Raw genomic sequence first — 21,162 nt, 5'->3', positions numbered from 1 at the left:
GAACTGGATGGTCGTCCTCTTCCACTGCCTGTAGTAGAAGAGCAGGAGCGCGACAGGAGAGAGCACGAGTAAACTCAGTGTCGCGGTGATGTCGAGCCATGCACCGAGGAGAATCAGCAGCACCACGACCGAGGAGAACATCCTGACCGAGTTCTCCAGGATGACGCTGGGGTGGCACCTGAGTTTTTCGCCGGCCATGCTCCTCTCCCCTGAAGACGGATGGCCCTGTGGGGCGGTGCGTCCGTCGTCCGCGTCAGGGGCGTCCTGTCCACACTGCAGACCGTCGGCGGTCTGGTCGGGAGATGATACTGCGTCTGTCCCGGTGGGGGGTAACCCGTTCTGGTTCTCCACTCTTTTTTCCTCCCTGTCTCCTCTTTCTCCCCTCACTCACTCGCCCGCAGGCCCGGCGGCGTCGGCGGGGGCGGGGGCCGTTTTGATCCTGTCCTGGAGCATGCGGCCGATCAGTTTGTTGAGCAGGTCCGCGACCTTCTCCGCCTCCGCGATCTCCAGGTATTCGATGGTCGCATCCCCGCCTGCGGTGGTGATGGTGACGTCCGCGAGACCGAGCATGGTGTCGATCGGGCCGCGGGAGACTTCCACTTGGTGCACCCGTTCAATCGGCACCAGGATGTGGCGTATCACGAGGACTCCGCAGCGGACGTCCACCCTGTCCTCGGTGATCTGGTACCTGTACCGGGCGTAGTAGACCGGCGGGGCCGCCACGATATAGACCAGGGCGACCGCGAGGACCACCTGGGCGGCGGATTGGACGAGACTGTAGTGGGGGCCCAGGAGGCCCTGCGAGAAAGTCGTCAGGACGAGGTAACCCGCCAGGAGTATGGCGTATGAGATGGCATGCCCGATGTACATCGAGACCATGCACTTCCGGTTCAACCTCCTGTAGCCGTCGCCTCCCGGAACTGTCTCATGAAAGGGTCCCTCTTCATCAACAGCAGGGTGCCCTCGAAAAGAGTCGGGGATTTGCATACGTAGAGTTTTTCATCGACCGCAATTGAAGGTATGGTCGGGAGAGGGGGTGCGCCCGGACAGCGGATGATGCGCGGGGCGGTGTGCTCTCCCGCCTCTGTGACCGCACGAGGGAGAGTTCGGGGAGTGGTCGGGCCCAATCTTTATTATGGGATCACGTTCAACAATATGAGGTAGCACTGGGCCGATAGATCAGGGGAAGATCGCTTCCTTGGCATGGAAGAGGCCGCGGGTTCAATTCCCGCTCGGTCCATAACTGTTTTTGATGTGCGTTCGGGTTTCGGGATCAGGTCTGTCGATAGGGTTTCTTTCGCTCGTCCTGCCACTTTCTCTATTCCCTTCTCCGCACGGATTCGGATCGCCCCGCCGGCCCGCGCAAACGTGGGGTGGAAATCTTCCCGTCATCGATGGATGATGCCGGTGCTGTCGGTTCCACGCATGATGAGATGAGGCAGAGGAATCCATCTCACCACACAAAAACGATACCTTCTCCTGGTTCAGTGGATACCCTCGCGTGAGAATACCTGTGGGAGACTCACCGCCGGAATCCCGCTCCCCCCTTCCGTTCACCCGGTCATCAGCGCGTGTATCCCCCGCAGGATATCGATCGGTCCGGGCGGGTTGCCCGGGATCTTCAGGTCGACAGGGAGGACGGCCTCGACCCCGCCGAGGACCGCGTACGTCCCCCGGTATATCCCGCCGTCGCAGGCATCGTCTCCGACCGCGATGACGTACTTCGGGGCCGGCATCGCCTCGTACGTCTTCCTCACCGCAACCTCCATGTTCCGCGTCACGGCGCCGGTGACGAGGAGGAGGTCCGCGTGCCTGGGCGACGCGACGAACGAGATGCCGAACCGCTCCACATCATAATGCGGAGACGAGAGCAGGTTTATCTCAATCTCGGTCGCGTTGTCGCTCCCGGAATCGAGTTCGCGGATGGCGAGGCTCCGCCTCATCCGTGCATCGACCGCCGCCTTCAGGTCCCTGCCGATTGCCTCGAACTCGGGGTCGTGCAGGGAAATATCTTCGGTCTTTTTCCGTGAGATGATATTCTTGAATACAGGTAGCATTGTCGTCACCTCAGAGATCGGTCCCGGCGTACGAGAGGTTGAGGCTCTTGTTTATCACCGGGAAGTCTGCCACGATGTTTCCCATCACGGCGTGCTGGATCACCTGCCAGTTGCAGAAGGATGCGGTCCTGACCGAGTATCGGTCGATCCTGCCGTCCCTCACCCGGACCAGGTGGACATTCTGCCCGCGGGCCGATTCGACCATCCCGTAGGCATACCCGTCAGGCACGCCGCCGCCCTCCGCCTCCGCGATCACCGGACCGTCAGGCAGGTGCTCGAGGCACGTCCGGATCATCGAGAGCGAGTCCATCACTTCTGATGCCTTCAGGCTGAACCGGGCGAGCACGTCCCCGGCGTCGAGCACCCGCACCGGCGGAGCGATATCGGCGTAGGCACCGTACGGGTGGTCCCGGCGGACGTCGCAGTCCGCTCCCGACGAACGGGCAGTGGGACCGGTGAGGTGGAGCGGGCGGATGAACCGCGGCTCGACAAAACCTGTCGTCGCAAAACGGTCGATGACCGTCGGCGAGGCAAGAACAACCTTCAGCGGGTCCCTGAACCTTTCCTGCACATCGGACAGGAAACAGGAAAGGCCCCGGATCTGGTCGCGCGAAGGGTCAAAGCCCACCCCGCCGATCCTGACAGCGCCCCTCATGAACCGCGACCCGGTCAGGTCCCGGTCGAGGCGGAAGACCTCCTCGCGGAGCACCGTGAAACGACTTGCACCGACAGGGTAGGCGACGTCCACAAGCATCCCGGCCAGATCCCCGAGATGGGAGTGAATACGTTCGAGTTCGGCATAGATCGTCCTGAGATACTCCGCACGGTCGGGGACAGCGATCCCCGCGATCTTTTCGACCGCAAGCGAGAACCCGAGGGCGTTCGCGACACTTTCGTCGCCGCTGACCGCTTCGGCGACGGCGACGCACTCTTCAGGCCTCTTCCCCTCGGCGAGTTTCTCTATCCCCCGGTGCTTGTAGAACATCCGCACCTCAAGGTTCGCGACCGTCTCCCCGATCACGCTGAACCTGAAGTGGCCGGGTTCGATGATCCCCGCGTGCACCGGCCCGACCGGGACCTGGTACACGCCTTTCCCCTCGACCGGCATGAACCTGTACTCCTCCTCCGGCGGGATGGCGGTCCTCGGCGAGAATGGCCTGTTCGGGACCGATTTTCTCAGCGGGTGGAAACCCTCAGGGTAACACTCGTGGAGGACGAGCCTCCTTCTGTCGAACGCATCCGGGAAATCGACTCCGAAGAGGTCCCGGATCTTCCGCTCATACCACGACGCCGACGAAAATATGCAGTCAACGGACGGAGCCGATTCGTCTTCAAGAGTACACACAAGCGTGAGGACCTCCGGCATGCCCCGCTTTTCCATGCAGTAGAACAGGCTGGCCCGTCCCTCCCGGTCAAACCCCTCGACGCAGGTGAGGTCGACAAGTTCGAAGCCTCTTTCAGCGGCAGAACGGCAGAACGGAACAATATCCCCGGGCGTGATCCTGACTGATATCTCTCCCGGCCGGACCAGTCCAGGGACAGTGCCGGGTTTCAGTGCCTCGATCTCGGCGAACATCTCTCCTTCCGTCACGTCAGACACCCCCAAAACCGAGCTCTGCGACAATCTGCGAGATCACCGCAATCTCCTGCACCGGGAACCAGAGGCCCTGGACCGTGACAATGACGATGAGCAGGACAAAGGACAGGCGCATCCCGAGCGGGACGATGTAGCGGTGCGGCTGCTGGACGTTCGCCTCCGACCTGGCCGAGAACTCACGGATCAGGAACCGTGCCATGCCTGCGACCGCGATCATGATCAGCACAAGCGTCGCCGCAAGGAGCCAGGGTGAGACAGTCGCAACCTGGGTAAGCAGGAAAAACTTCGTGTAGAAGATCGGGAACGGCGGCATTCCGACAATGGCAAGGGTGCCGACGATCACGCCCCAGGCGGCCGTGGGCTGCAGGTCGAAGACATCGACGATCTGATCGTCGGCCCCGGGTTCGTGGCTCCGGTACTGCCGGTGAAGAACTCCCGCCGAGAGGAAGAGCGCCGCCTTCGTCAGCGAGTGCGCGAGCATGTGGATGACCACCCAGAACAGCGCGACCGGCGACCCGACACCGATGCCGAGGAGGATGAGACCCATGTTCTCGATACTCGAGAAGGCGATGAGTTTCTTGAGGTTCGTCTGGTAGAGCATCGCAAGGGACGCAACGCCGACCGAGAGGAAACCGGATACAAAGAGGATCAGGGAGGCCTTCTCCGCGAACGGGGTCTGGTGGACGAGGGAGTAGGCCCTGATGATCCCGTAGATCCCGACATTTAACAGAGCGCCCGAGAGGATGGCGCTCACGGCCGACGGCGCCTTGGAATGGGCGTCGGGAAGCCAGGTGTGGAACGGGACGACACCCGATTTGGCGGCGAACCCGATGAAGAGGAAGACGAAGGCGGCAAAGAGCAGGGTCGGCGGGAAGGAGGAAGCGTGCTGCACCAACACCGTCCAGGTAAGCGTCCCTTCGCCGAGGGTGATCCGCGCTGCTTCGAAGACGAAGATGACGCCGGCAAACGAGAAGAGCATCGCGACGGAGGCGATGAAAATATACTTCAGTGCGGCGTCGATGTTCTCCCGCGCCGCCAGGATCGCCACGAGCAGGGCTGAGAATACCGTCGTCAGTTCGGCGAGTATCCAGAAAAGCCCCAGGTTATCAGCAAAGAACGCCAGGGTAACGAAGAGCTGGAGAAGCGCAAGACCACTATAGAAGAGCCTGAGACGATTCGGGTTGAGTTCGCCGGTCTCCATCAGCCGCTCGGTGTATCCCCCAGCATAGAGACTTGCGAAGAAGAAGACAACGCCGGAGACGACGGCCAGGAAAACCCCGAAATGGTCCGCGAAGAAGATCCCGTTCCAGGGACCGAGGTCGGTCGCGGGCAGGGGTACGGTCAGTATGAGGACGCCCGTCACGACGAGGAACGCGGCACTTTCGACGGCGGCGAGGAGATGCAGGATGCGGCGGGACGGTATCAGCACGAAACCGATGATCGCGGCGACCACAATGAGCGGGTAGGCGGAAAGGATCATGGCGCATCCTCCTCCCGCACGGTCCAGAGCGAATACTGTCTGACTTTCTCGTTATAGGCTTCAATGGTGGAATCGATACCGACAGTCAGGATTGTTGTCAGGAGTATCAGGATGATGAGGTCGATCATGATCATGACTTCTATGATGAACGGGAGTTCGGTGACGCAGATCCCGAAGAGAAGGACGCCGTTCTCCATCGAGAGGAAGCCGAGCACCTTGGTGATGGCCTTCGTCCTCGAGAAGATGACGAGCATCCCCATCAGCATCAGCGAGATCCCGATGACGGCGCCGATGAAGAATATCGGCTCGACCTTTGCATAGGCTGACGACAGGATGTTGCCGAGAGAGAGGTAGACGCCGATGATCAGCGCTATGGAGACCAGTATCGAGCTTGCGGGCGCCAGGTAGTGGAACTCCAGGTCGCGGCGGATGCTGATCCGTTCCTGGATCTCTCCGATGAAGTACGGGATGACGAGCACCTTGCTCACGACCGTGAGAATGGCTATCCACAGGAGGACCGCACTCCCTTCCACGAAGGAGAAGACCACCGCGAGCATTGCCAGCAGGAGCGACTGCAACTGGTAGGTCCGGAGCAGGGAGGGGAGCGACCTGGTCGAGAGCAGGAAGGCGGCCGTGATGAGGACCGCAACGAAGATGAACCTGACAAGGCCGTCGACGAAGGAGACGTCGGTCATGCAAACACCTCGATGAAGATCGTGAGTACTGAGAAGAAGAAGGCGATGATGAAGAGGTTGGGGAGAGAGAACAGCCGCATTTTCGCCATCGAGGACTCAAAGAGGCCGATGATCACCGAGATGACCGATCCCTTCACCACAAAGAGGGCCATGGCGAAGAGGACGCCAGCCACCGAGAGTTCGGTCACGAGTCCGAAGGGCATCAGCACCAGCACCAGGATGGCGATGAGGAGCGTCTGCTTGATGGCGCCGGCGTATTCTATCATCGCCAGGTTTCTTCCCGACTGCTCGAGGACCATGGCTTCATGCACCATTGTCAGTTCGAGGTGGGTCTCCGGGTTATCGACAGGTATCCGGCCGGTCTCGACGATCAGGATGATGAAAAGCGAAACGCCGATGAGGATCATCGTCGCCGACACCGGGAAGAGCATACCCGCAGAGTCCCGCGCAATTTCAAGGAAGTTCAGGGACCGGGCCACGACGGCGAGCGCCGCCAGGACGACGATGGAAGTCGGTTCGATGACGGCCGCAAGGCTCATCTCCCGCGAGGAGCCAATCCCCCCGAAAGCGCTTCCGGCGTCAAGGCCAGAGAGCGCCATAAAGAACCTGGCAATTCCCAGCAGGTAGAGGAAGAGGATGACGTTCCCGATTCCGGCCACCGGTTCGGGGACATACAGCAGGGGTACGAACAGCGCCGCAACGACGGCCATGCTCAGGCAGACGTACGGGGTGACCCGCATGACCCACGAGGAGGCCGAGGAGTAGACCGTCTCCTTCCTGAGAAGTTTGGCGATGGTATAGTACGTCTGGAAGAGGCCAGGTCCGCACCGCCCCTGCGCCCGGGCCTTCACCTTCTTGATCAGGCTCATGAAGAGCGGTGAGATCAGGAGGACAAACCCGACGTTCAGCAGTGCGAAGATGATGAAGGGACCGTTCATATGAACCACCCCACGCCGAGCACCAGGATGACGATGCTCACGAAGATGTAGAGTATGTACGTGTCCAGAGTCCCCGCGTGGAATATCTGGACGAGCGAGGAGACGGCGAGGGTTCCCCGGGCGACGGGGAGGTAGAGGTATTCCTCGAAGAACTTGATGAGCGATATCCCGGCGCGGGTTCCTGCCACGATCGCCCGGTCGGGGTCGAGCCAGGTCCTGTCAATCTTCTTTTCCGTCCGGTATATCGAGGAGAATATGGTGACCACGGGTTCGGAATACCCTGTTCCCGTATACTCCATCCGGCCGTTCTGGGAGAGGAGTCCGCACCCCCACGTCTCCGTGACCCGTGTTTCCCGCGAGGCGGTCGCCCTCACCACGAGGACGACGGCACCGAGGGTGACGACGATCAGCATGCCGACGACAAGCATGTCTGGCAGGGGGAGGTCGTAGCCGAGGGCCGAAAAGATCTGGAACGAGCCGATACCGGTTGCTATACAGAGAAAGGCCAGGATCGCAGGGCCGATGAGCATCGACCTGCACGCTTCCTCCGCATGCACGGCGCGGTCTGACCTGGGATGAGCAAGGAAGGTGATCCCGAAGGCCTTGACAAAGCAGGCCGCCGCAAGGGCTCCGGTCAGGGCGAAGAGCGAGAGGGCGAAGATGAGGAGGACCTTTGTGAGCGGGTCGACGACCTGGAGGCCGAAGAAGAGCGACTCGAAGAGCATCAGTTCGCCGACAAAACCGTTCAGCGGCGGGAACGCGGCGATGGCGATCGCCCCGGTGCAGAAGAGACCTGCGGTGAACGGCATCCGGTGGACGAGCCCTCCCATCTCTTCCATGTTCCGGGTGTGGGTGGCGGCGACGACCGATCCCGCCGTCATGAAGAGGAGACTCTTGAAGAGGGCGTGGTTGAAGGAGTGGAAGAGAGCCGCAAGGAGGCTGAGCGTTGAGAGTTCCGGCATGCCGAGGTCTGAGAAGATCACGGCAAGACCGATCCCGCTGAAGATGATCCCGATGTTCTCGATGCTGCTGTAGGCGAGCAGACCCTTGATGTCTGTCTCTTTATAGGCGTAAATGATCCCGAGGATTGCGCTCGTGATGCCGAAGAGGAGGATGACGGCGCCCGAGGTGAAGTCGAGTGCGAATATGTCGAGGACGGCGCGCACGAGGCCGTACACAGCGACCTTCAGCATCACGCCCGACATCAGGGCGGAAATATTCGAGGGGCTGGCCGGGTGGGCGTACGGGAGCCACTTGTGGAACGGGATGACGCCTGCCTTGACCGAGAAACCGAGGAAGAGACAGAGGAATGCCGCGAGGGCACCGGGGGACGCAAGCGGCGAGGCCGGGACGAGGGCAAATGTGCCAGTCTCGCCATAGAGGAGGATAAAGCCGATGAAGAGGAAGACCGTGGATAACTGGGTCATCACCGCATAGAAGAGGCCTGCTCGCCCGATCCCTTCGCTTTCAAAGTCGTACAGGACAAGGAAGAGTGAAGAGACCGCCATCATCTCCCAGAAGACGAGGAACTGGACCATATTTCCTGCGAGGACCACCATCCCCATCGAGAGGAGGAAGAGGTTCATCAGGGAGACGAGCAGGTTCCTCCGCATCGGATGACCGCCGTGCTCCACGTACCCGAAGGAATATATCGCGTCGGCGAGGCCGACGACGCCCAGGATCAGCAGGAAGAGAGATGAAAGTCGGTCGAGCACGACGGTGAAATCAATTCCGGGGAGCAGGTGCCAGAGCGTCGCGGAGACGGTCGTCGCAGAGAAGAGCACCGGAAGTGCGGCCACCGCAAGAAAAGCCGATCCGAGAGCGGTCGCGATGAGCGAGACCGTGCGGACCGGTTTATCCTCCCGCCTGATGAGGAGGGGGAGAACTGTGCCGAGAAGGAGTGCGAAGAGACCGGCAAACAGGAGGTAAAGAATCACTCCGATCACATCCTTCAAACCGTCCGGACTTATACTCGCGCCCTGCCGGGTTCCCGCTTCATGGGCGTGACCTCAAGAGTTTCCAGTTCCCCGCTATGGAAGATGAACCGGTCCCTGATCGTCTTCGGGAGTTCTCTCTCGGAGATGAGGCAAAAACCGAAGGATGCGTAGAAGTCGATGAGTTCGGTACGGGAATGCATGTACAGGGTCTCCTGTTCACCGCATTCGCGGATGAGAAGATCCATCAGTTTCCGGGCGATCCCCCGGCCACGATATTCTGAAAGGACGAAGACGCCGTCCACGTCGTACCCGTCCGGGTGTTTGCTGCACCGGGCGGCACCGACGAGATATCCTCCGATCAGCGCTCCGAAGATCCTGTCGCTACCCGGATGCGCCTTCTGGTCATGGTAGTGACTCCACACCTCGTTTTCAACACGCAGGAACTCGTGAGGGAAGAGTTCGCGGATCTCAAGGCGGCCTTCGATCCCGGTGGATGCCTGCGCTACATGCGTCTGGAGGAATCTTTTCTTCAGGCCTTCGATAGTCCAGGAGTCCCCGGCAACGATGCTCTGGAGCGTGAGGAGGGACATATCTTCATCGAAATTATGACGGGTATACTCTGGCATTTCGGAAATCATGGTGAATCGGACCTCTTACTGATATGTTCGGATTTACGGAGATCGTAGGGCCTTACGGCATGCCAGCCGGATATTGCAGTGTCGGGCATGAGGACCTGCGAAACGCTGGTGGTCGTGTGCGCGCAGAAAATAGGTCTCTCGATACGAATTCGACAATTCCTGGAGGATATTCTGGGTTGGATTTCAGGAGTATCACCCGCAGATATCTTGGCTTAGTTCTGCGTCATAATACCATTTATAGTTATTTCACCGGGGATGGTGGACCTTCCCGGCTCTATTGAGGTGTGTGTTCGGATGTTCTGCGCCGGTTGTGCCGGATCGTTTTTTTGCTGAAAAAAAGAAAAACGGTCGGTCCTTCAGGGCCGCACACTCTTTTCCCGCGCATCCGTAGACTTCCCCGGCCCGCAGATCGCCCTCATCAACCTGATCGCACAGAAGTCCCCGCACATCGTGCAGGTCCCGTCGCCGCCCGCGCCCATGATCTGCCGGGCCCGTTCCGGGTCGAAGCAGCAGGCGACCTGGGCGTCCCTGTCGAAACCGGCACGGTTCTTCGCCATCTCGAGGTCCCTCCCGTCCGCGTCCCTCTTCACCGTGTCGCCGATGTGTGCGGCGATCCTGAAGGCGATCAGACCTTCCTTCACCTGCTCCGGCGTGGGAAGGCCGAGGTGTTCGGCAGGGGTGATATAGCAGAGGTAGTCCGCACCCGCCGCACTCGCCGCACTCGCCCCGACAGCCCCGGCAATATGGTCGTAGCCGGCGGCGACGTCGGTCGGCAGAGGCCCGGCGACGAAGAGCGGGAAGGACGACCGTATCTTGTACGACCGTATGACCTGCCCGATCCGGTCGAGCCTCACGTGTCCGCCCGCGCCCTCGATGATCACCTGGACGCCGTGCTGGTGGGCGTAGTGCGCCAGTTCGATGTTCTGCCGCATCTCCTCCATCTGCACCGCGTCCTGGCCGTCATGGATGCACCCGCTCCGCGCCGTGTTGCCGAGGGAGAGGACGATCTCGTGCTCCCGCGCGATCGCGAGGATCTCGTCGAAGTGCTCGACGAAGGGGTTCTGGCAGTGGTTGAGGTGCATGAAGGAGGCGGTGATCGATCCCCCCTTCGAGACCACGCCCATGACCCGCCCCTGCGCCTTCAGGAGGTCGAGCATGCGGTCGTTCACGCAGTGGACTACCAGGGAACTCACGCCCTCATCCGCCTGCGCCCTGATGGTCGCGAGGATGTCGTCGGCCGTCAGGTCTTCAAGACCGTTTTCGGCCACCGCCTGGTAGACGGGCACCGTCGTGACCGGGAGGGTCGTCTCCCGCGCCACCGCCGCCCTGATCGCCGGGATGTCGCCCCCCATCGAGAGGTCGGAGATCGTGTCGGCCCCGTACCTTTCGGCAATACGGGCCTTCTTCACCTCGTCGTCAGGCGAGACACTGACATTCGACGTCCCGAGGTTCACGTTGATCTTGGTCCGCAGGCCCGCACCGATACCGACGCACCGACCACTCCTCTGCATGACGACGACTCTGCCGTCGGCGATACGCCGGCATACCTCATCAGGACCGATTCCTTCGTCGTCGGCGACGGCGCGGATCGCGGGTGTCACCGTCATAGATTGCGCTGCTTCAAGAATACTGGTCATAATATGTCTTCTCCTGATTACCCTGAATACTTGGACCCCTTGTATGAAGAGGGTTTACGGGGGGAAAATTTCTGAAAATGAGAGACTGCGTGACACCGCATCTTCCGGCCGTCGGGGTGGTGCCGGGCGGCACCGCCGGGACAGGTAATGATCTCTGTTTTACTGCACGAAAACCCGGAAAATCGCAGGGAAATTCCATTCTCCCGGTACCACCGACATCCACCACCTGATGGATGGTTTTTTGCCAGAGGGAGACTGATAGAAGATGGGTGTATTGTGGGTCTCAAGGAATGGATTGTGCCACAGGACAAGGCATTTTTCGACCTGTTCGAGAAACTGGCAGATACGGTCAATGAAGGGGCACTTCTGCTCAACTCCCTCGTCAACAACTATGTCGACGTGCAGAACCAGTGCCACAAGATGAAGCAGATCGAACACAAAGGCGATGAGATCGCCCACCAGGTCTACGAGCAACTCAACCTCACTTTTATCACTCCCCTTGAGCCGGAGGAGATCTCGCGGCTTGCAACCGCCCTTGACGACATCCTCGACTACATCGACGGGACGACGCAGCAGATGTACGGTTACGGCGTCACCGAGACTGACGATGTCATGAAAGAACTGTCGAGGCTCATCCTCCTATCGACGCAGGAGGTCCAGACGGCGGTACGGCTGATCAGGAAGATGGACGACCCCCGCACCGTCGAGGCGCACAGTATCGAGATCAACAGGCTTGAGAACCTTGCCGACGTTGTGCTCGGGAACGCGATCAAGGACCTCTTTGCCACGAACGACGCGATCACCATTATAAAACTCAAGGACATCTACGAGAACCTTGAGGTCGCCACCGACAAATGCGAAGACGTGGCGAACGTGCTCTCGGACATTGCCATCAGACATTCCTGAAGTGCCATCATGGAAGTCGTCATAATTCTCGGCATCCTGCTGGCCCTGATGTTCAACTTCGTCAACGGCCTGAACGACGCCGCAAACTCCATAGCTACAGTCGTGGCGACGAAGGTGCTCTCCCCCTTCAAGGCGGTGCTCCTTGCGTCTTTTTTCAATCTTATCGGTCCGCTCCTCTTCACGACCGCGATTGCGGAGACGATCGGCCGGGGGATTGTTGACCCCGCTGTTTTCACGCCGCACCTCATCCTCATGGCCCTGATCGGCGCAGTGCTCTGGGTCTTCGGGTGCTCGTACTTCGGTATCCCCGTATCGAGCAGTCACGCCCTGATCGGCGGTATCCTCGGCGCCGCAACGGCGCGGGCGGGGATCGAGTCGATCCTCTGGCCGTCGGAGACGCTCTTCCTCGAACTGATCGTCATGATCGTGATCGGGGCGGTCGGCGGCATGGCGACGGCGGCATACCTCGCCCGCGCCACCGGGGAGGCGTGGAACCAGTATCTGGCTTTCGGCGCTCTCGGCGGTATCACCGTCCTGATCCCGATCCTGGTGGCCTCAGGCCTCCTCCCCATATCCGGGATCGTCAGTGTTGCGGTCTTCATGATCGTCTCCCCGATGCTCGGGTTCATGGTCGCCTACGGCTTAGGGGTCGTCATCATCAGGCGCTTCGCCCATTCAAACTCGCTCCTCCTCAACCACGGCTTTAAAAAACTCCAGATCGTGGGCGCGGCCTTTCAGTCGATCGGCCACGGGAGCAACGACGCCCAGAACGCAATGGGCGTCATCACGGCGATGCTTGTTGCCGGGGGTATCCTGAGCGAGTTTACGGTGCCCATCTGGGTCATCCTCATCTCGTGTGCGGCGATCTCCCTCGGCACCCTCTTTGGCGGGTGGCGGGTCGTGGACATGATGGCGAACAAGATCACGCGGATGCGCCCGTACCAGGGTTTCTGCGCATCGACTGCGGGAGGGGCTGTCCTCGCCCTGGTCACCGCCTTCGGCATCCCTGTCTCGACGACTCACGCTGTGAGCGGCGCGATCATGGGCGTCGGGGCGACGAAGGGATATTCAGCCGTGAAGTGGGGGATCGTGCGTGACATCGTGGCCGCCTGGGTCATGACAGTCCCTGCGTCCGCGGCGGTCGCCTGGGGATGTTATGTCGTCGTGGACATCCTCTTCCCGTGAATAGGGGAACAGGCCCTGTGCGGGGAGAGGGGACCTTCCCCTCATGTCTGTGGCATGCATCGACTGCAGGCGTGACAGTTTCGTCTCTTTCAGTTCTGCGCCGGGGCGTGCATGAAAGGACAGGGACGGTTGGCACTCGCTATCCTGAGAGGTTACTGTGTGGACAGCAGGCACGGGGCCAAAAAAAAAGAAAGGAAAAAGTTCTTTTAGAACCTGGGCTTTCTGTGCTTGGGGAGGCAGTCCCGGCAGTACACCGGTCTTCCTTCTGTCGGCTTGAAGGGCACTTCGCATTCCTTACCGCAGTCAGAACAGACCGCCTTGAACATCTCACGGGGGCCGCGGGAGAAGTTGTCCCTCGGACCGCCAACTCTGTTGCCGTACATTATGTTACCTATGCAGTTTTGACGCTGCACGCATATGTTAGAAGTAACAGTATAAATAAGCATGTATTGTCCTCAAATCCTGCAAATGGGTGTGGAATCCCAGAATATGCTCCTATACATTGACCGATTGATAATACCCTGTTGAATATATATCCACGGCCGGAATCGGGCGAAACTCTCATGGGGTGCGGCCGCGATCTTTTGTTGATACAATCATGAAAATTATCGGGATCAATGGAAGTCCTCGCGGGCAGGAGAGCATGACCCGGCGCCTTGTTGCTGCCGTGCTCCGCGGGGCGGAGGAGGCGGGGGCGGAGACCGAGTTCGTCGACGCCGCAGCGCTCAGGATCAGGCCGTGCAGCGCGTGCACCCTCTGCTATCAGACGGGCGAGTGTCCGAAGCAGGACGACTTTGCGGCTCTCTATGAGAAGATGCTCGGCGCCGACGGGGTCGTCTTCGGTTCGCCGAATTACATCGACAATGTCTCAGCCCAGATGAAACTGGTCTTCGACCGCATGGCCGACGCCATCCACTGCCAGCTCTTTGCCGGGAAGTACGGGTGCGCTGTTGCGACCGCCGGCGGCGCCGGGGCTGACGACATTGCGGCGTACCTGAACCATGTCCTCCAGGTCCTCGGGGCCGACACCGTCGGTGCGGCGTCCGTGGAGATGGTCTCGGGGCCGGAGGCCTTTGCCGCCGCCGAGGAGAAGGCCTTCGCCCTCGGGAAGGACCTCGTCGCCGCGATCGAAACGCGCCGCGAGTACCCTGATCAGGCCGCACTCCACGCCGAGGTGGCGGCCGGCATGAAGGCACTGGTCTTCGCCAATAAGGATGTCTGGAAGCACCAGTATGGCCACTGGACTTCCCAGGGCCAGAATTAAGTTTCGTAGCGTTTAAATGGCATCGGGCGGGATATGTGTACATGCGTACCCTCCCCGCCCTTCTTCTTGTCGCCCTGACGCTGGCACTCTCCACTGCCGGGTGCGCCTCGGCGCCGGCGGCGTCGCCCGCAGTGACACCCGCATCCGTCACGCCTGTGGAAGGTGACGAGACCCCTGCGATCGTCGTCGAGGTGCTCGGCCTCACGCCGCAGTACAGTGTGGACAGGCCCTTCACCTACCTCGCGCGGGTGCAGACCACAAACCCGGCAGGGCCCGAGGTCACCGGTGTCGCCGTCGTGGTCAGACTCGTCGAGACCGCGACCGGCGACGTCGCCGACACGGAAAACATTTTTATCGAGCGTTTCGTCCCGGGCGACACGAAGATCTACACCGTGCGCCTGAGCGGTGACCCGGAGCAGGAGTACCGCGTCGAGACGGCGGTCCTCGTCAACCAGTCCTAGGACTCTCCTCTTTTTTCCCGGCCTCACGCCGCATCCTCGCCGTGTGCGACCCCTCCCAGTAGAGGCGCCGGCAGATGGGGCACCAGAAGAATGAAAGACTCTCCTTTTGCCGCGGGGCATAGTCCGCACCGAGGACTTCCTTCGTCCGTGCCGGCCTCAGGGGGGTGTTGCAGACCGAACAACGGTCGAAGGTGAACTCCTGCCTGATGAGGTTCCTGTCCACCAGTTGCCTCTCCTGCTCCGCCACATCCGCCGACCTGATATACACCCCCCTCTCCCCTGCCCGGCGCGCCAGTTCGGCGTCCCGCGTCAGGAGGAGACGGCCGTCGGTCTCGGCGATGGCGAGGAGCACCGTGTCCTCCCGCGGGTCTCCCGGCGTGAGGGCGTTCGCCGAAAGGGTGTCGTATCCCATCATACGCAGGTGCCGCGTGAGGGTTCCGAGCATCCTGTCGGCGAGGAAGCGGGGCCGCCCCCTCTCAGACCGACCTGACAACAGGGACCCTCTCCCCGCACCGGTGACACCGGTCGCCGTCGAGGTCGACGAACCTGCTCGAGAAACCCGACCTCTCGATGAGCAACGCCCCGCAGGAGGGGCAGTAGGTGTTCTCGTACGGGCCGGGCGGGACATTGCCGAGGTACGGGTACCTGATCCCGAGGTCCTTTGCCTGCTTATAGATCCGCTCAAGGGTCCTGAAGGGTGTCGGTTCCAGGTCCCGCATTTTGTAGTCCGGGTGGAACCTGGTGAAGTGCATCGGCGTGTCGGGCCCCAGGTTGTCGAGGACCCAGGTGATCAGGGCCTTCATCTCGTCTTCAGAGTCGTTGAGGCCGGGGATGACCAGGGTCACCGTTTCGATGTGCATGCCGCGCTCGTGGGCGGCGACGGTGGCGTCGAGGACGGGCTGGAGTTTCGCCCGGCAGACCTTCCTGTAAAAATCTTCGGTGAAGGCCTTGATGTCCACCCTGAAGGCGTTGAGCATCGGCGCAAGTTCGTCAAGCGCCTCCTCGGTGATGTAGCCGTTTGTCACGTAGACCGTGCCGAGACCGTGCGCCCGCGCCTCTGTCCCCATGTCGAGGGCGTACTCGTGCCAGATCGTCGGTTCATTGTAGGTCCAGGCAATGCTTGCGGAGGCCGACTGGAGCGCCCTCTCCACGCCTGTCTCCGGCGGGACATCCGTCAGGGGGAGGTCGGCGAGGGTCGCCTGCGAGATGTGCCAGTTCTGGCAGTGCTGGCAGCGGAAATTGCACCCGACGCCGCCGAGGGAGTACGAGAGGGTGCCGGGCAGGAAGTGGAAGAGTGGTTTCTTCTCGATCGGGTCCACCGCCTCTGCGGCGACCAGGCCGTAGTTCGCCGCGTACAGCGTGCCGCCCTCGTTGACCCGCACCCCGCAGATCCCGTGTTTGCCCCCGGCGATCGTGCAGCGGTGGGCGCAGAGCGAACACCTGACGGTGTCGCCTTCGAGTCGTGCGTACTGGTGCGCCTCATGCATGCCCCTGCATGGGACCGCGCCGGCATTAAAAGGTATGGGCCCCGGTGCAACCGATATCAACAAGATATATGGGCGTAATTCGTAAACGTATAAGGTTAGATCACCATGAAGAAGATCGTGCTCTCCCTGGGAGGTTCGATACTTGTACCCTCCCTTGAATCTCATACTATCTCCCGCTATGTCGAGGTATTGAAGACGATGGCCTCCCGTGCACAGGTGTTTGTCGTGGTCGGCGGCGGTGGCGAGGCAAGGCGCTATATCGGGGTTACGCGCTCTCTCGGCATCAACGAGGCCGCATCGGACGAGATCGGGATCATGATCACCCGGATCAACGCCTCCCTCCTGATGTACGCCCTCGGCGACGCCGCATACCCGGCGGTCGCCACCTCGTACCAGGAGGCGCGGGTCTTCGCCGAGTCGGGGAAGATCGTGGTCATGGGCGGGATCACGCCCGGCCAGACGACCGATGCGGTCTCCGCCGTCCTTGCGGAGACGGTGGGCGCCGACGTCCTCATCAACGGCACGTCGGTCGACGGCATCTACACTGCCGACCCGAAGAAGGATGCACACGCACGGCGGTACGACCGGATGACCCCGCAGGAACTCCTCGGGATCATCTCGGCCGCCCGTCTCGACGCCGGGTCGAATACGGTCATCGATATCGTGGCCGCGAAGATCATCGAGCGCTGCGGGATCCCCCTTGTCGTTATCGACGGCAGGCGTCCGGAAAACCTCTCCGAGGCGGTCTGCAATGGCGCCTTTACGGGTACCGTCGTCAGCGACGCCCCCTGCACTCTGTTCCCCTTCTAATCTCTCATCACCATAATTCTTTTTAGGCAAGACGCCAATAGGTATCCCTGCATCCGGGGTAGTAGGGTAGCCTGGTCCATCCTAGAGCGTTTGGGACGCTTTGACGGCAGTTCGAATCTGCCCTACCCCACTTTTATGGACCGTTCACGTGCCTGTCAGATCTATCATGCCCTGAGGGGACGCTATCCTCCTGTGATCGAGAACGGGATCAGTTATGGCGACCCTTTTGAAGTGCTTGTCCTGACCATCCTCTCGGCCCAGACGACCGACCGCTCTGTCGAGGCGGTGCGGCCCATCCTCTTCGCCCGGTACCCGACGCCCGCTGCCCTTGCCGCCGCGGACGTGGAGGAGGTCGCCGCCATCGTAAGGCCCACCGGATTTTACCGGGTGAAAGCGCGCCACATCGTCGGTGCCGCCCGCATGGTCGCCGACACCTTCGGCGGCGAGGTGCCGGCGACCCTCGACGGCCTCCTCTCCCTCCCCGGCGTCGGGAGAAAGACAGCGAACATCGTCCTCTCCAATGCCTTCGGCATCGACGAGGGGATCGCGGTGGACACCCATGTACGCCGGATCTCCCGTCTCCTCGGCCTCACCGATGAGGACGACCCGGCAAAAATCGAGAAGGACCTGACAGCACTCTTCCCCCGCAGGGTCTGGGGCGAGGTCAATGCCCTCTGTGTCCAGCACGGGCGGGCGGTCTGCATTGCAGGGAGGCCGCGCTGCGACCTCTGCCCCCTCACGCCGTGGTGCCGGCACTTCAGGGATGAAAAAAGTCAGGCGGTCCGTTGAGACCTGCCATGAAGGGTTTTCATGGAGGGTGTCGGGTACTCCTGGACGGGGTCTCTCCAGATGATTTTTTCGTCCCTGTCCGCCGCCGAAAAGTCATTATACTATACAGTCCCATTCTAAAGGCAGTTTCAACCATTGATGGAATAATGGCTCTCCAATCACAGGAGTGCCCCTCCAATGGCTCTGATATGCAGGGGTCCACGACCGACCTCCCGTGATTGCGTTGCATGGCATGACAATAACACTCCATGCCAATGAACACGATAAAGTTGTTATTTCATATCCCGAAAAGAAGGTATAATCCGGCCTATCATAATGGAAAAATGACATATCCCATTCGCCAGTATATTGCCTGGCCATATTGCCCCCGATAAATATTACTCTATTATAATATTCTATTTTAATGTATAATCTCATGTTAATGAATTAAAAAAAATTAGGAACTTTTATATGCGCCCTTCAGGAAAGATATAATGTCCCTATTCGGGGCTTTGCAGTAGAGACTCAGGGGGATTACATCTGAAAGACCGGGTGAAATTCCCCATGAAGAAACATTCCTGCACAAAGGGTAAAAGGATGAACTGATATGGCAGCATATTCAGAAACAATCGATCTCTATTCAGACGACGGTAAGTTGCTGAAAAGCGGCGTTACCCTCGAAAAGATCAGCCCGCTGGTGAACCCGGCAACCAGCAAGATCATCGACCTGACTAAGAGAACGATTAATGTCAATCTCGGGGGCATCGAGCAGGCCCTCAAGATTGGAAAGCTCGGTAAAGGTAAGATCAGGGGACGTGAACTCAACCTCCCGATCATGGAGAACAAGGACGCCATCGTCGCCAAGATCAAGGAGATGGTCCAGGTCGAGGAGGGTGACGACACCAATATCCTCGAGTTCAACAAGGGCAACCTCCTCCTCGTCGAGGTTCCGAAGAAGCGTCTCATGAACGCTTCTACCTACGACGCGGCCATCACCGCCGTTGCCGCAGCGACCACCTACGCGATCGTCGACCAGTTTGACATTGACGCCTTCAACGCTTCCACGGTCAAGGCCGCCTGCTGGGGCAGCTACCCGCAGACCATGGACATGCAGGGTGCACTTGTCACCTCCATCCTGTCCATTCCCCAGAAGAACGAAGGCATCGGCTTTGCTCTCCGCAACGTCCCGGTCAACCACTTCGTCATGATGACCAGCAGGAACTCCCTCCAGGGCGCCGCCCTTGCGTCGACCCTCGAGACCGCCGGTGAGTTCGAGATGGGTGAGGCAATCGGCGCATTCGAGCGGAACCAGCTCCTCTGCTACGCCTACCAGGGCCTCAACGCCAACAACATGGTCTACGACCTCGTCAAGAAGAACGGCCAGACCGGCACCGTCGGTACCGTCGTCCAGTCCCTTGTCGAGCGTGCGATCGAGGACAAGGTCATCGCACCCGGCAAGAAGGGCGGATACTTCCAGTTCTACGACACCAAGGACCCGATGCTCTGGAACGCCTACGTTGCAGCCGGTTCCCTCGCCGCCACCATCGTCAACTGCGGTGCGGGCCGGTTCGCTCAGGCCGTCTCCTCGACCCTGCTGTACTTCAACGACCTCATCGAGCACGAGACCGGCCTGCCGTCCTGCGACTTCGGCCGCATGATGGGTACCGCTGTCGGCTTCTCGTTCTTCAGCCACTCGATCTACGGCGGCGGCGGTCCGGGTATCTTCAACGGCAACCACGTCGTGACCCGCCACGCCAACGGCGTTGCAATCCCGTGTGTGGTCGCCGCGGCATCCCTCGATGCGGGCACCCAGATGTTCTCACCTGAAGGCATGTCCAAGATGATGGGCGAGACCTACGGCAAGATCGACGTCTTCAACAAGCCGATAGACCAGATCGCCAAGGGCGTGGATCTGATTGCCTGAGTCAGCCTTCCCCCAGTGCAGGATCGTTCCCCTCCGTCTCCTGTCGCCCCAGACGACAGAAGGCCTGCTGAACCGGGTCACAGGGGTGTCGGGAGTCCGCCGGATCGTCATCAACGGTCCCGGCCTCCCGGCCATTGTCCCGTACGGCCCGGCCCGCGGTCAGGCCAATCCCAATACTAACAGGAGGACGATCCAGGTCTGCGGTGCGGAATTCGAGATGAAAGTTCAGACCGGCACGGTCACCCTTGAAGTCGAAGACGAAAGTGTGATCACGGCAGTGCAGGAGATGTGCGACGCCTTCTTTACCAAGATCCCGTACACGCTCCAGAAAGGCCGCCGGTTCATGAAGAGCAGTCCGACCCTTGTGGACTATGCAAAATATGGTCCGAAGGCGAACGAACTCATCATAGGACTTGTCGATCCCAGAAAGAAAGACGGTCCCGTCATCATCCCGATCCCAACCCGTCAGGAAGAGGGGGAAGACTGTCAGGGAATATCCAGACAGAATATACACCAGATTTAACCGATTGAGGTGACAAAATGGCATACAAACCACAGTATGGTCCGGGAACTTCGATTGTTGCCCAGAACAGGCGCAACCAGATGAACCCCAGTTACAAACTCAAAAAACTCCGTGACGTTACCGACGAGGACGTCGTCCTCATCCTCGGCCACCGTGCACCCGGTGCGGCTTACCCGAGCGCCCACCCGCCCCTGGCCGAGCAGCAGGAACCCGCTGACCCGATGCGCAAGCTGGTCAAGCCCACCGAGGGTGCGAAGGCCGGCGACCGTGTCAGGTACGTCCAGTTTGCGGACTCGATGTTCAACGCCCCGTCCCAGCCGTACCAGCGGACCTACGCAGAAATGTACCGCTTCCGCGCCATCGACCCCGGCACCCTGTCCGGCCGCCAGATCGTCGAGTGCCGCGAGCGCGACCTCGACCAGTACGCCAAACTCCTGATCGAGACCGAGATGTTCGACCCGGCAACCATCGGCATCCGTGGTGCGACCGTGCACGGCCACTCTCTCCGTCTCGCAGAAGACGGCATGATGTTCGACGCCCTCCAGCGCTGCGTGCTCGGTGAGGACGGCATCGTCCGCTACGTGAAGGACCAGGTCGGTGTCCCCCTCGACCGTGCGGTCGAAGTCGGCAAACCGATGGACGCAAAGTGGCTCAAGGAGCACAGCACGATCTTCCACTCCCTTGTGGGGACTGCGCTCCGTGAAGACCCCGAATACATCGAATACCTCCAGCGCATCCACACGCTGAGGACCAAATACGGCTTCATGCCGAAAGAGGAGTGATGACCGATGGCAAAGATTGAGAGAGCACAGAAGCTCTTCCTGAAGGCACTCAAGGAGAAGTTCCAGGGACAGG

The 21,162-nt window shown here is 60.4% G+C and carries 21 protein-coding genes, 2 tRNA genes and 1 pseudogene; 11 read left to right on the top strand and 13 right to left on the bottom strand.

Annotated features, from left to right (window positions below; translation table 11 throughout):
* A pseudogene (locus Q0520_RS03855) lies at positions 1-351 on the bottom strand (hypothetical protein); the annotation flags it as partial.
* 36 nt (positions 352-387) lie between these two features.
* Complete coding sequence (locus tag Q0520_RS03850; RefSeq protein ID WP_298666838.1) at positions 388-879, bottom strand: PH domain-containing protein; 492 nt, start codon at positions 877-879, stop codon at positions 388-390.
* Positions 880-1,168: 289 nt separating this feature from the next.
* Between Q0520_RS03850 and Q0520_RS03845 the strand changes: the two genes are divergently transcribed.
* Positions 1,169-1,240: transfer RNA gene (locus Q0520_RS03845), tRNA-Ala, on the top strand.
* Positions 1,241-1,553: 313 nt separating this feature from the next.
* Here Q0520_RS03845 and Q0520_RS03840 read toward each other — a convergent pair.
* The 8 genes from Q0520_RS03840 to thiC all read right to left on the bottom strand — a co-directional run bounded on the left by Q0520_RS03840 (position 1,554) and on the right by thiC (position 10,979).
* Positions 1,554-2,057: an NADH-quinone oxidoreductase subunit B family protein gene (locus tag Q0520_RS03840; protein WP_298666836.1), complete on the bottom strand. Its 504-nt coding sequence runs from the start codon at positions 2,055-2,057 to the stop codon at positions 1,554-1,556.
* A 10-nt stretch (positions 2,058-2,067) separates the two neighbouring features.
* Positions 2,068-3,648: an NADH-quinone oxidoreductase subunit C gene (locus tag Q0520_RS03835; RefSeq protein ID WP_298666833.1), complete on the bottom strand. Its 1,581-nt coding sequence runs from the start codon at positions 3,646-3,648 to the stop codon at positions 2,068-2,070.
* A gap of 1 nt (position 3,649) precedes the next feature.
* Positions 3,650-5,134: a proton-conducting transporter membrane subunit gene (locus Q0520_RS03830; RefSeq protein WP_298666832.1), complete on the bottom strand. Its 1,485-nt coding sequence runs from the start codon at positions 5,132-5,134 to the stop codon at positions 3,650-3,652.
* On the bottom strand, positions 5,131-5,829 hold the full coding sequence (locus Q0520_RS03825) for a hydrogenase subunit (protein WP_298666831.1): 699 nt from the start codon (positions 5,827-5,829) through the stop codon (positions 5,131-5,133). Before Q0520_RS03825 ends, Q0520_RS03830 begins: the two co-directional genes overlap by 4 nt.
* Positions 5,826-6,767, bottom strand: a complete 942-nt coding sequence (locus tag Q0520_RS03820) for a respiratory chain complex I subunit 1 family protein (RefSeq protein WP_298666828.1) — start codon at positions 6,765-6,767, stop codon at positions 5,826-5,828. Before Q0520_RS03820 ends, Q0520_RS03825 begins: the two co-directional genes overlap by 4 nt.
* Positions 6,764-8,713 carry a proton-conducting transporter membrane subunit gene (locus Q0520_RS03815; protein WP_298666825.1) on the bottom strand — a complete coding sequence of 650 codons (1,950 nt, stop codon included), beginning with the start codon at positions 8,711-8,713 and terminating at the stop codon, positions 6,764-6,766. Before Q0520_RS03815 ends, Q0520_RS03820 begins: the two co-directional genes overlap by 4 nt.
* A 20-nt stretch (positions 8,714-8,733) precedes the next feature.
* Positions 8,734-9,294 (bottom strand): GNAT family N-acetyltransferase, encoded by a 561-nt coding sequence (locus Q0520_RS03810; protein ID WP_298666822.1) that lies wholly within the window; start codon positions 9,292-9,294, stop codon positions 8,734-8,736.
* A 404-nt stretch (positions 9,295-9,698) separates the two neighbouring features.
* On the bottom strand, positions 9,699-10,979 hold the full coding sequence (gene thiC / locus Q0520_RS03805; RefSeq protein WP_298666819.1) for a phosphomethylpyrimidine synthase ThiC: 1,281 nt from the start codon (positions 10,977-10,979) through the stop codon (positions 9,699-9,701).
* A gap of 276 nt (positions 10,980-11,255) precedes the next feature.
* On the opposite strand from thiC, the gene Q0520_RS03800 reads away from it, so the two are divergent.
* Both Q0520_RS03800 and Q0520_RS03795 read left to right on the top strand, forming a co-directional pair.
* Entirely contained in the window at positions 11,256-11,885 is a 630-nt protein-coding gene (locus Q0520_RS03800) for a DUF47 domain-containing protein (RefSeq protein WP_298666816.1), read from the top strand.
* Positions 11,886-11,894: 9 nt separating this feature from the next.
* Positions 11,895-13,070: an inorganic phosphate transporter gene (locus Q0520_RS03795; RefSeq protein WP_298666814.1), complete on the top strand. Its 1,176-nt coding sequence runs from the start codon at positions 11,895-11,897 to the stop codon at positions 13,068-13,070.
* A gap of 206 nt (positions 13,071-13,276) precedes the next feature.
* Here the strand turns inward: Q0520_RS03795 and Q0520_RS03790 are convergent, their stop codons facing one another.
* The gene (locus Q0520_RS03790) at positions 13,277-13,453 is read right to left on the bottom strand and encodes a CxxC-x17-CxxC domain-containing protein (protein ID WP_083523494.1); all 177 of its coding nucleotides are present in this window, start codon (positions 13,451-13,453) and stop codon (positions 13,277-13,279) included.
* 215 nt (positions 13,454-13,668) lie between these two features.
* On the opposite strand from Q0520_RS03790, the gene Q0520_RS03785 reads away from it, so the two are divergent.
* Positions 13,669-14,334, top strand: coding sequence for a flavodoxin family protein (locus Q0520_RS03785; RefSeq protein ID WP_298666805.1), 666 nt, complete (start codon positions 13,669-13,671; stop codon positions 14,332-14,334).
* A gap of 35 nt (positions 14,335-14,369) precedes the next feature.
* A complete protein-coding gene (locus Q0520_RS03780) occupies positions 14,370-14,795 on the top strand; it encodes a hypothetical protein (RefSeq protein ID WP_298666802.1) in 426 nt (141 codons plus the stop codon).
* Here Q0520_RS03780 and Q0520_RS03775 read toward each other — a convergent pair.
* Positions 14,782-15,288 (bottom strand): Mut7-C RNAse domain-containing protein, encoded by a 507-nt coding sequence (locus Q0520_RS03775; RefSeq protein WP_298666800.1) that lies wholly within the window; start codon positions 15,286-15,288, stop codon positions 14,782-14,784. The genes Q0520_RS03780 and Q0520_RS03775 overlap by 14 nt on opposite strands.
* Positions 15,272-16,282, bottom strand: coding sequence for an AmmeMemoRadiSam system radical SAM enzyme (amrS, locus tag Q0520_RS03770; protein WP_298666798.1), 1,011 nt, complete (start codon positions 16,280-16,282; stop codon positions 15,272-15,274). Before amrS ends, Q0520_RS03775 begins: the two co-directional genes overlap by 17 nt.
* A gap of 105 nt (positions 16,283-16,387) precedes the next feature.
* On the opposite strand from amrS, the gene pyrH reads away from it, so the two are divergent.
* The 6 genes from pyrH (at position 16,388) to mcrG (ending at position 21,089) form a co-directional block, all read left to right on the top strand.
* A complete protein-coding gene (pyrH, locus tag Q0520_RS03765; RefSeq protein WP_298666795.1) occupies positions 16,388-17,092 on the top strand; it encodes a UMP kinase in 705 nt (234 codons plus the stop codon).
* Positions 17,093-17,147: 55 nt separating this feature from the next.
* Positions 17,148-17,222, top strand: a tRNA-Pro gene (locus Q0520_RS03760).
* Between the two features lie 62 nt (positions 17,223-17,284).
* On the top strand, positions 17,285-17,881 hold the full coding sequence (nth, locus tag Q0520_RS03755) for an endonuclease III (RefSeq protein WP_298666792.1): 597 nt from the start codon (positions 17,285-17,287) through the stop codon (positions 17,879-17,881).
* A 586-nt stretch (positions 17,882-18,467) separates the two neighbouring features.
* Positions 18,468-19,784: a coenzyme-B sulfoethylthiotransferase subunit beta gene (gene mcrB, locus Q0520_RS03750; protein ID WP_298666789.1), complete on the top strand. Its 1,317-nt coding sequence runs from the start codon at positions 18,468-18,470 to the stop codon at positions 19,782-19,784.
* Complete coding sequence (mcrD, locus tag Q0520_RS03745; protein ID WP_298666786.1) at positions 19,777-20,307, top strand: methyl-coenzyme M reductase operon protein D; 531 nt, start codon at positions 19,777-19,779, stop codon at positions 20,305-20,307. Before mcrB ends, mcrD begins: the two co-directional genes overlap by 8 nt.
* Before the next feature lie 17 nt (positions 20,308-20,324).
* Positions 20,325-21,089: a coenzyme-B sulfoethylthiotransferase subunit gamma gene (gene mcrG / locus Q0520_RS03740; RefSeq protein ID WP_298666784.1), complete on the top strand. Its 765-nt coding sequence runs from the start codon at positions 20,325-20,327 to the stop codon at positions 21,087-21,089.
* Positions 21,090-21,162: the final 73 nt, after the last annotated feature.

Source organism: uncultured Methanofollis sp. (genome assembly GCF_937919355.1).
Lineage (GTDB): Archaea > Halobacteriota > Methanomicrobia > Methanomicrobiales > Methanofollaceae > Methanofollis.
Note: the sequence above shows the minus strand (reverse complement) of the source record. Positions and strands in the feature narration are given on the sequence as shown.

What these genes read in the sequence shown, in the direction of transcription:
- mcrB (WP_298666789.1), top strand. Translation starts at nt 18,468, where the DNA reads ATGGCAGCATATTCAGAAACAATCGATCTCTATTCAGACGACGGTAAG.
- Q0520_RS03830 (WP_298666832.1), bottom strand. Translation starts at nt 5,134, where the DNA reads ATGATCCTTTCCGCCTACCCGCTCATTGTGGTCGCCGCGATCATCGGT.
- Q0520_RS03785 (WP_298666805.1), top strand. Translation starts at nt 13,669, where the DNA reads ATGAAAATTATCGGGATCAATGGAAGTCCTCGCGGGCAGGAGAGCATG.
- Q0520_RS03790 (WP_083523494.1), bottom strand. Translation starts at nt 13,453, where the DNA reads ATGTACGGCAACAGAGTTGGCGGTCCGAGGGACAACTTCTCCCGCGGC.
- Q0520_RS03810 (WP_298666822.1), bottom strand. Translation starts at nt 9,294, where the DNA reads ATGTCCCTCCTCACGCTCCAGAGCATCGTTGCCGGGGACTCCTGGACT.
- Q0520_RS03840 (WP_298666836.1), bottom strand. Translation starts at nt 2,057, where the DNA reads ATGCTACCTGTATTCAAGAATATCATCTCACGGAAAAAGACCGAAGAT.
- Q0520_RS03795 (WP_298666814.1), top strand. Translation starts at nt 11,895, where the DNA reads ATGGAAGTCGTCATAATTCTCGGCATCCTGCTGGCCCTGATGTTCAAC.
- thiC (WP_298666819.1), bottom strand. Translation starts at nt 10,979, where the DNA reads ATGACCAGTATTCTTGAAGCAGCGCAATCTATGACGGTGACACCCGCG.
- pyrH (WP_298666795.1), top strand. Translation starts at nt 16,388, where the DNA reads ATGAAGAAGATCGTGCTCTCCCTGGGAGGTTCGATACTTGTACCCTCC.
- Q0520_RS03850 (WP_298666838.1), bottom strand. Translation starts at nt 879, where the DNA reads ATGGTCTCGATGTACATCGGGCATGCCATCTCATACGCCATACTCCTG.
- Q0520_RS03820 (WP_298666828.1), bottom strand. Translation starts at nt 6,767, where the DNA reads ATGAACGGTCCCTTCATCATCTTCGCACTGCTGAACGTCGGGTTTGTC.
- amrS (WP_298666798.1), bottom strand. Translation starts at nt 16,282, where the DNA reads ATGCATGAGGCGCACCAGTACGCACGACTCGAAGGCGACACCGTCAGG.
- mcrG (WP_298666784.1), top strand. Translation starts at nt 20,325, where the DNA reads ATGGCATACAAACCACAGTATGGTCCGGGAACTTCGATTGTTGCCCAG.
- Q0520_RS03825 (WP_298666831.1), bottom strand. Translation starts at nt 5,829, where the DNA reads ATGACCGACGTCTCCTTCGTCGACGGCCTTGTCAGGTTCATCTTCGTT.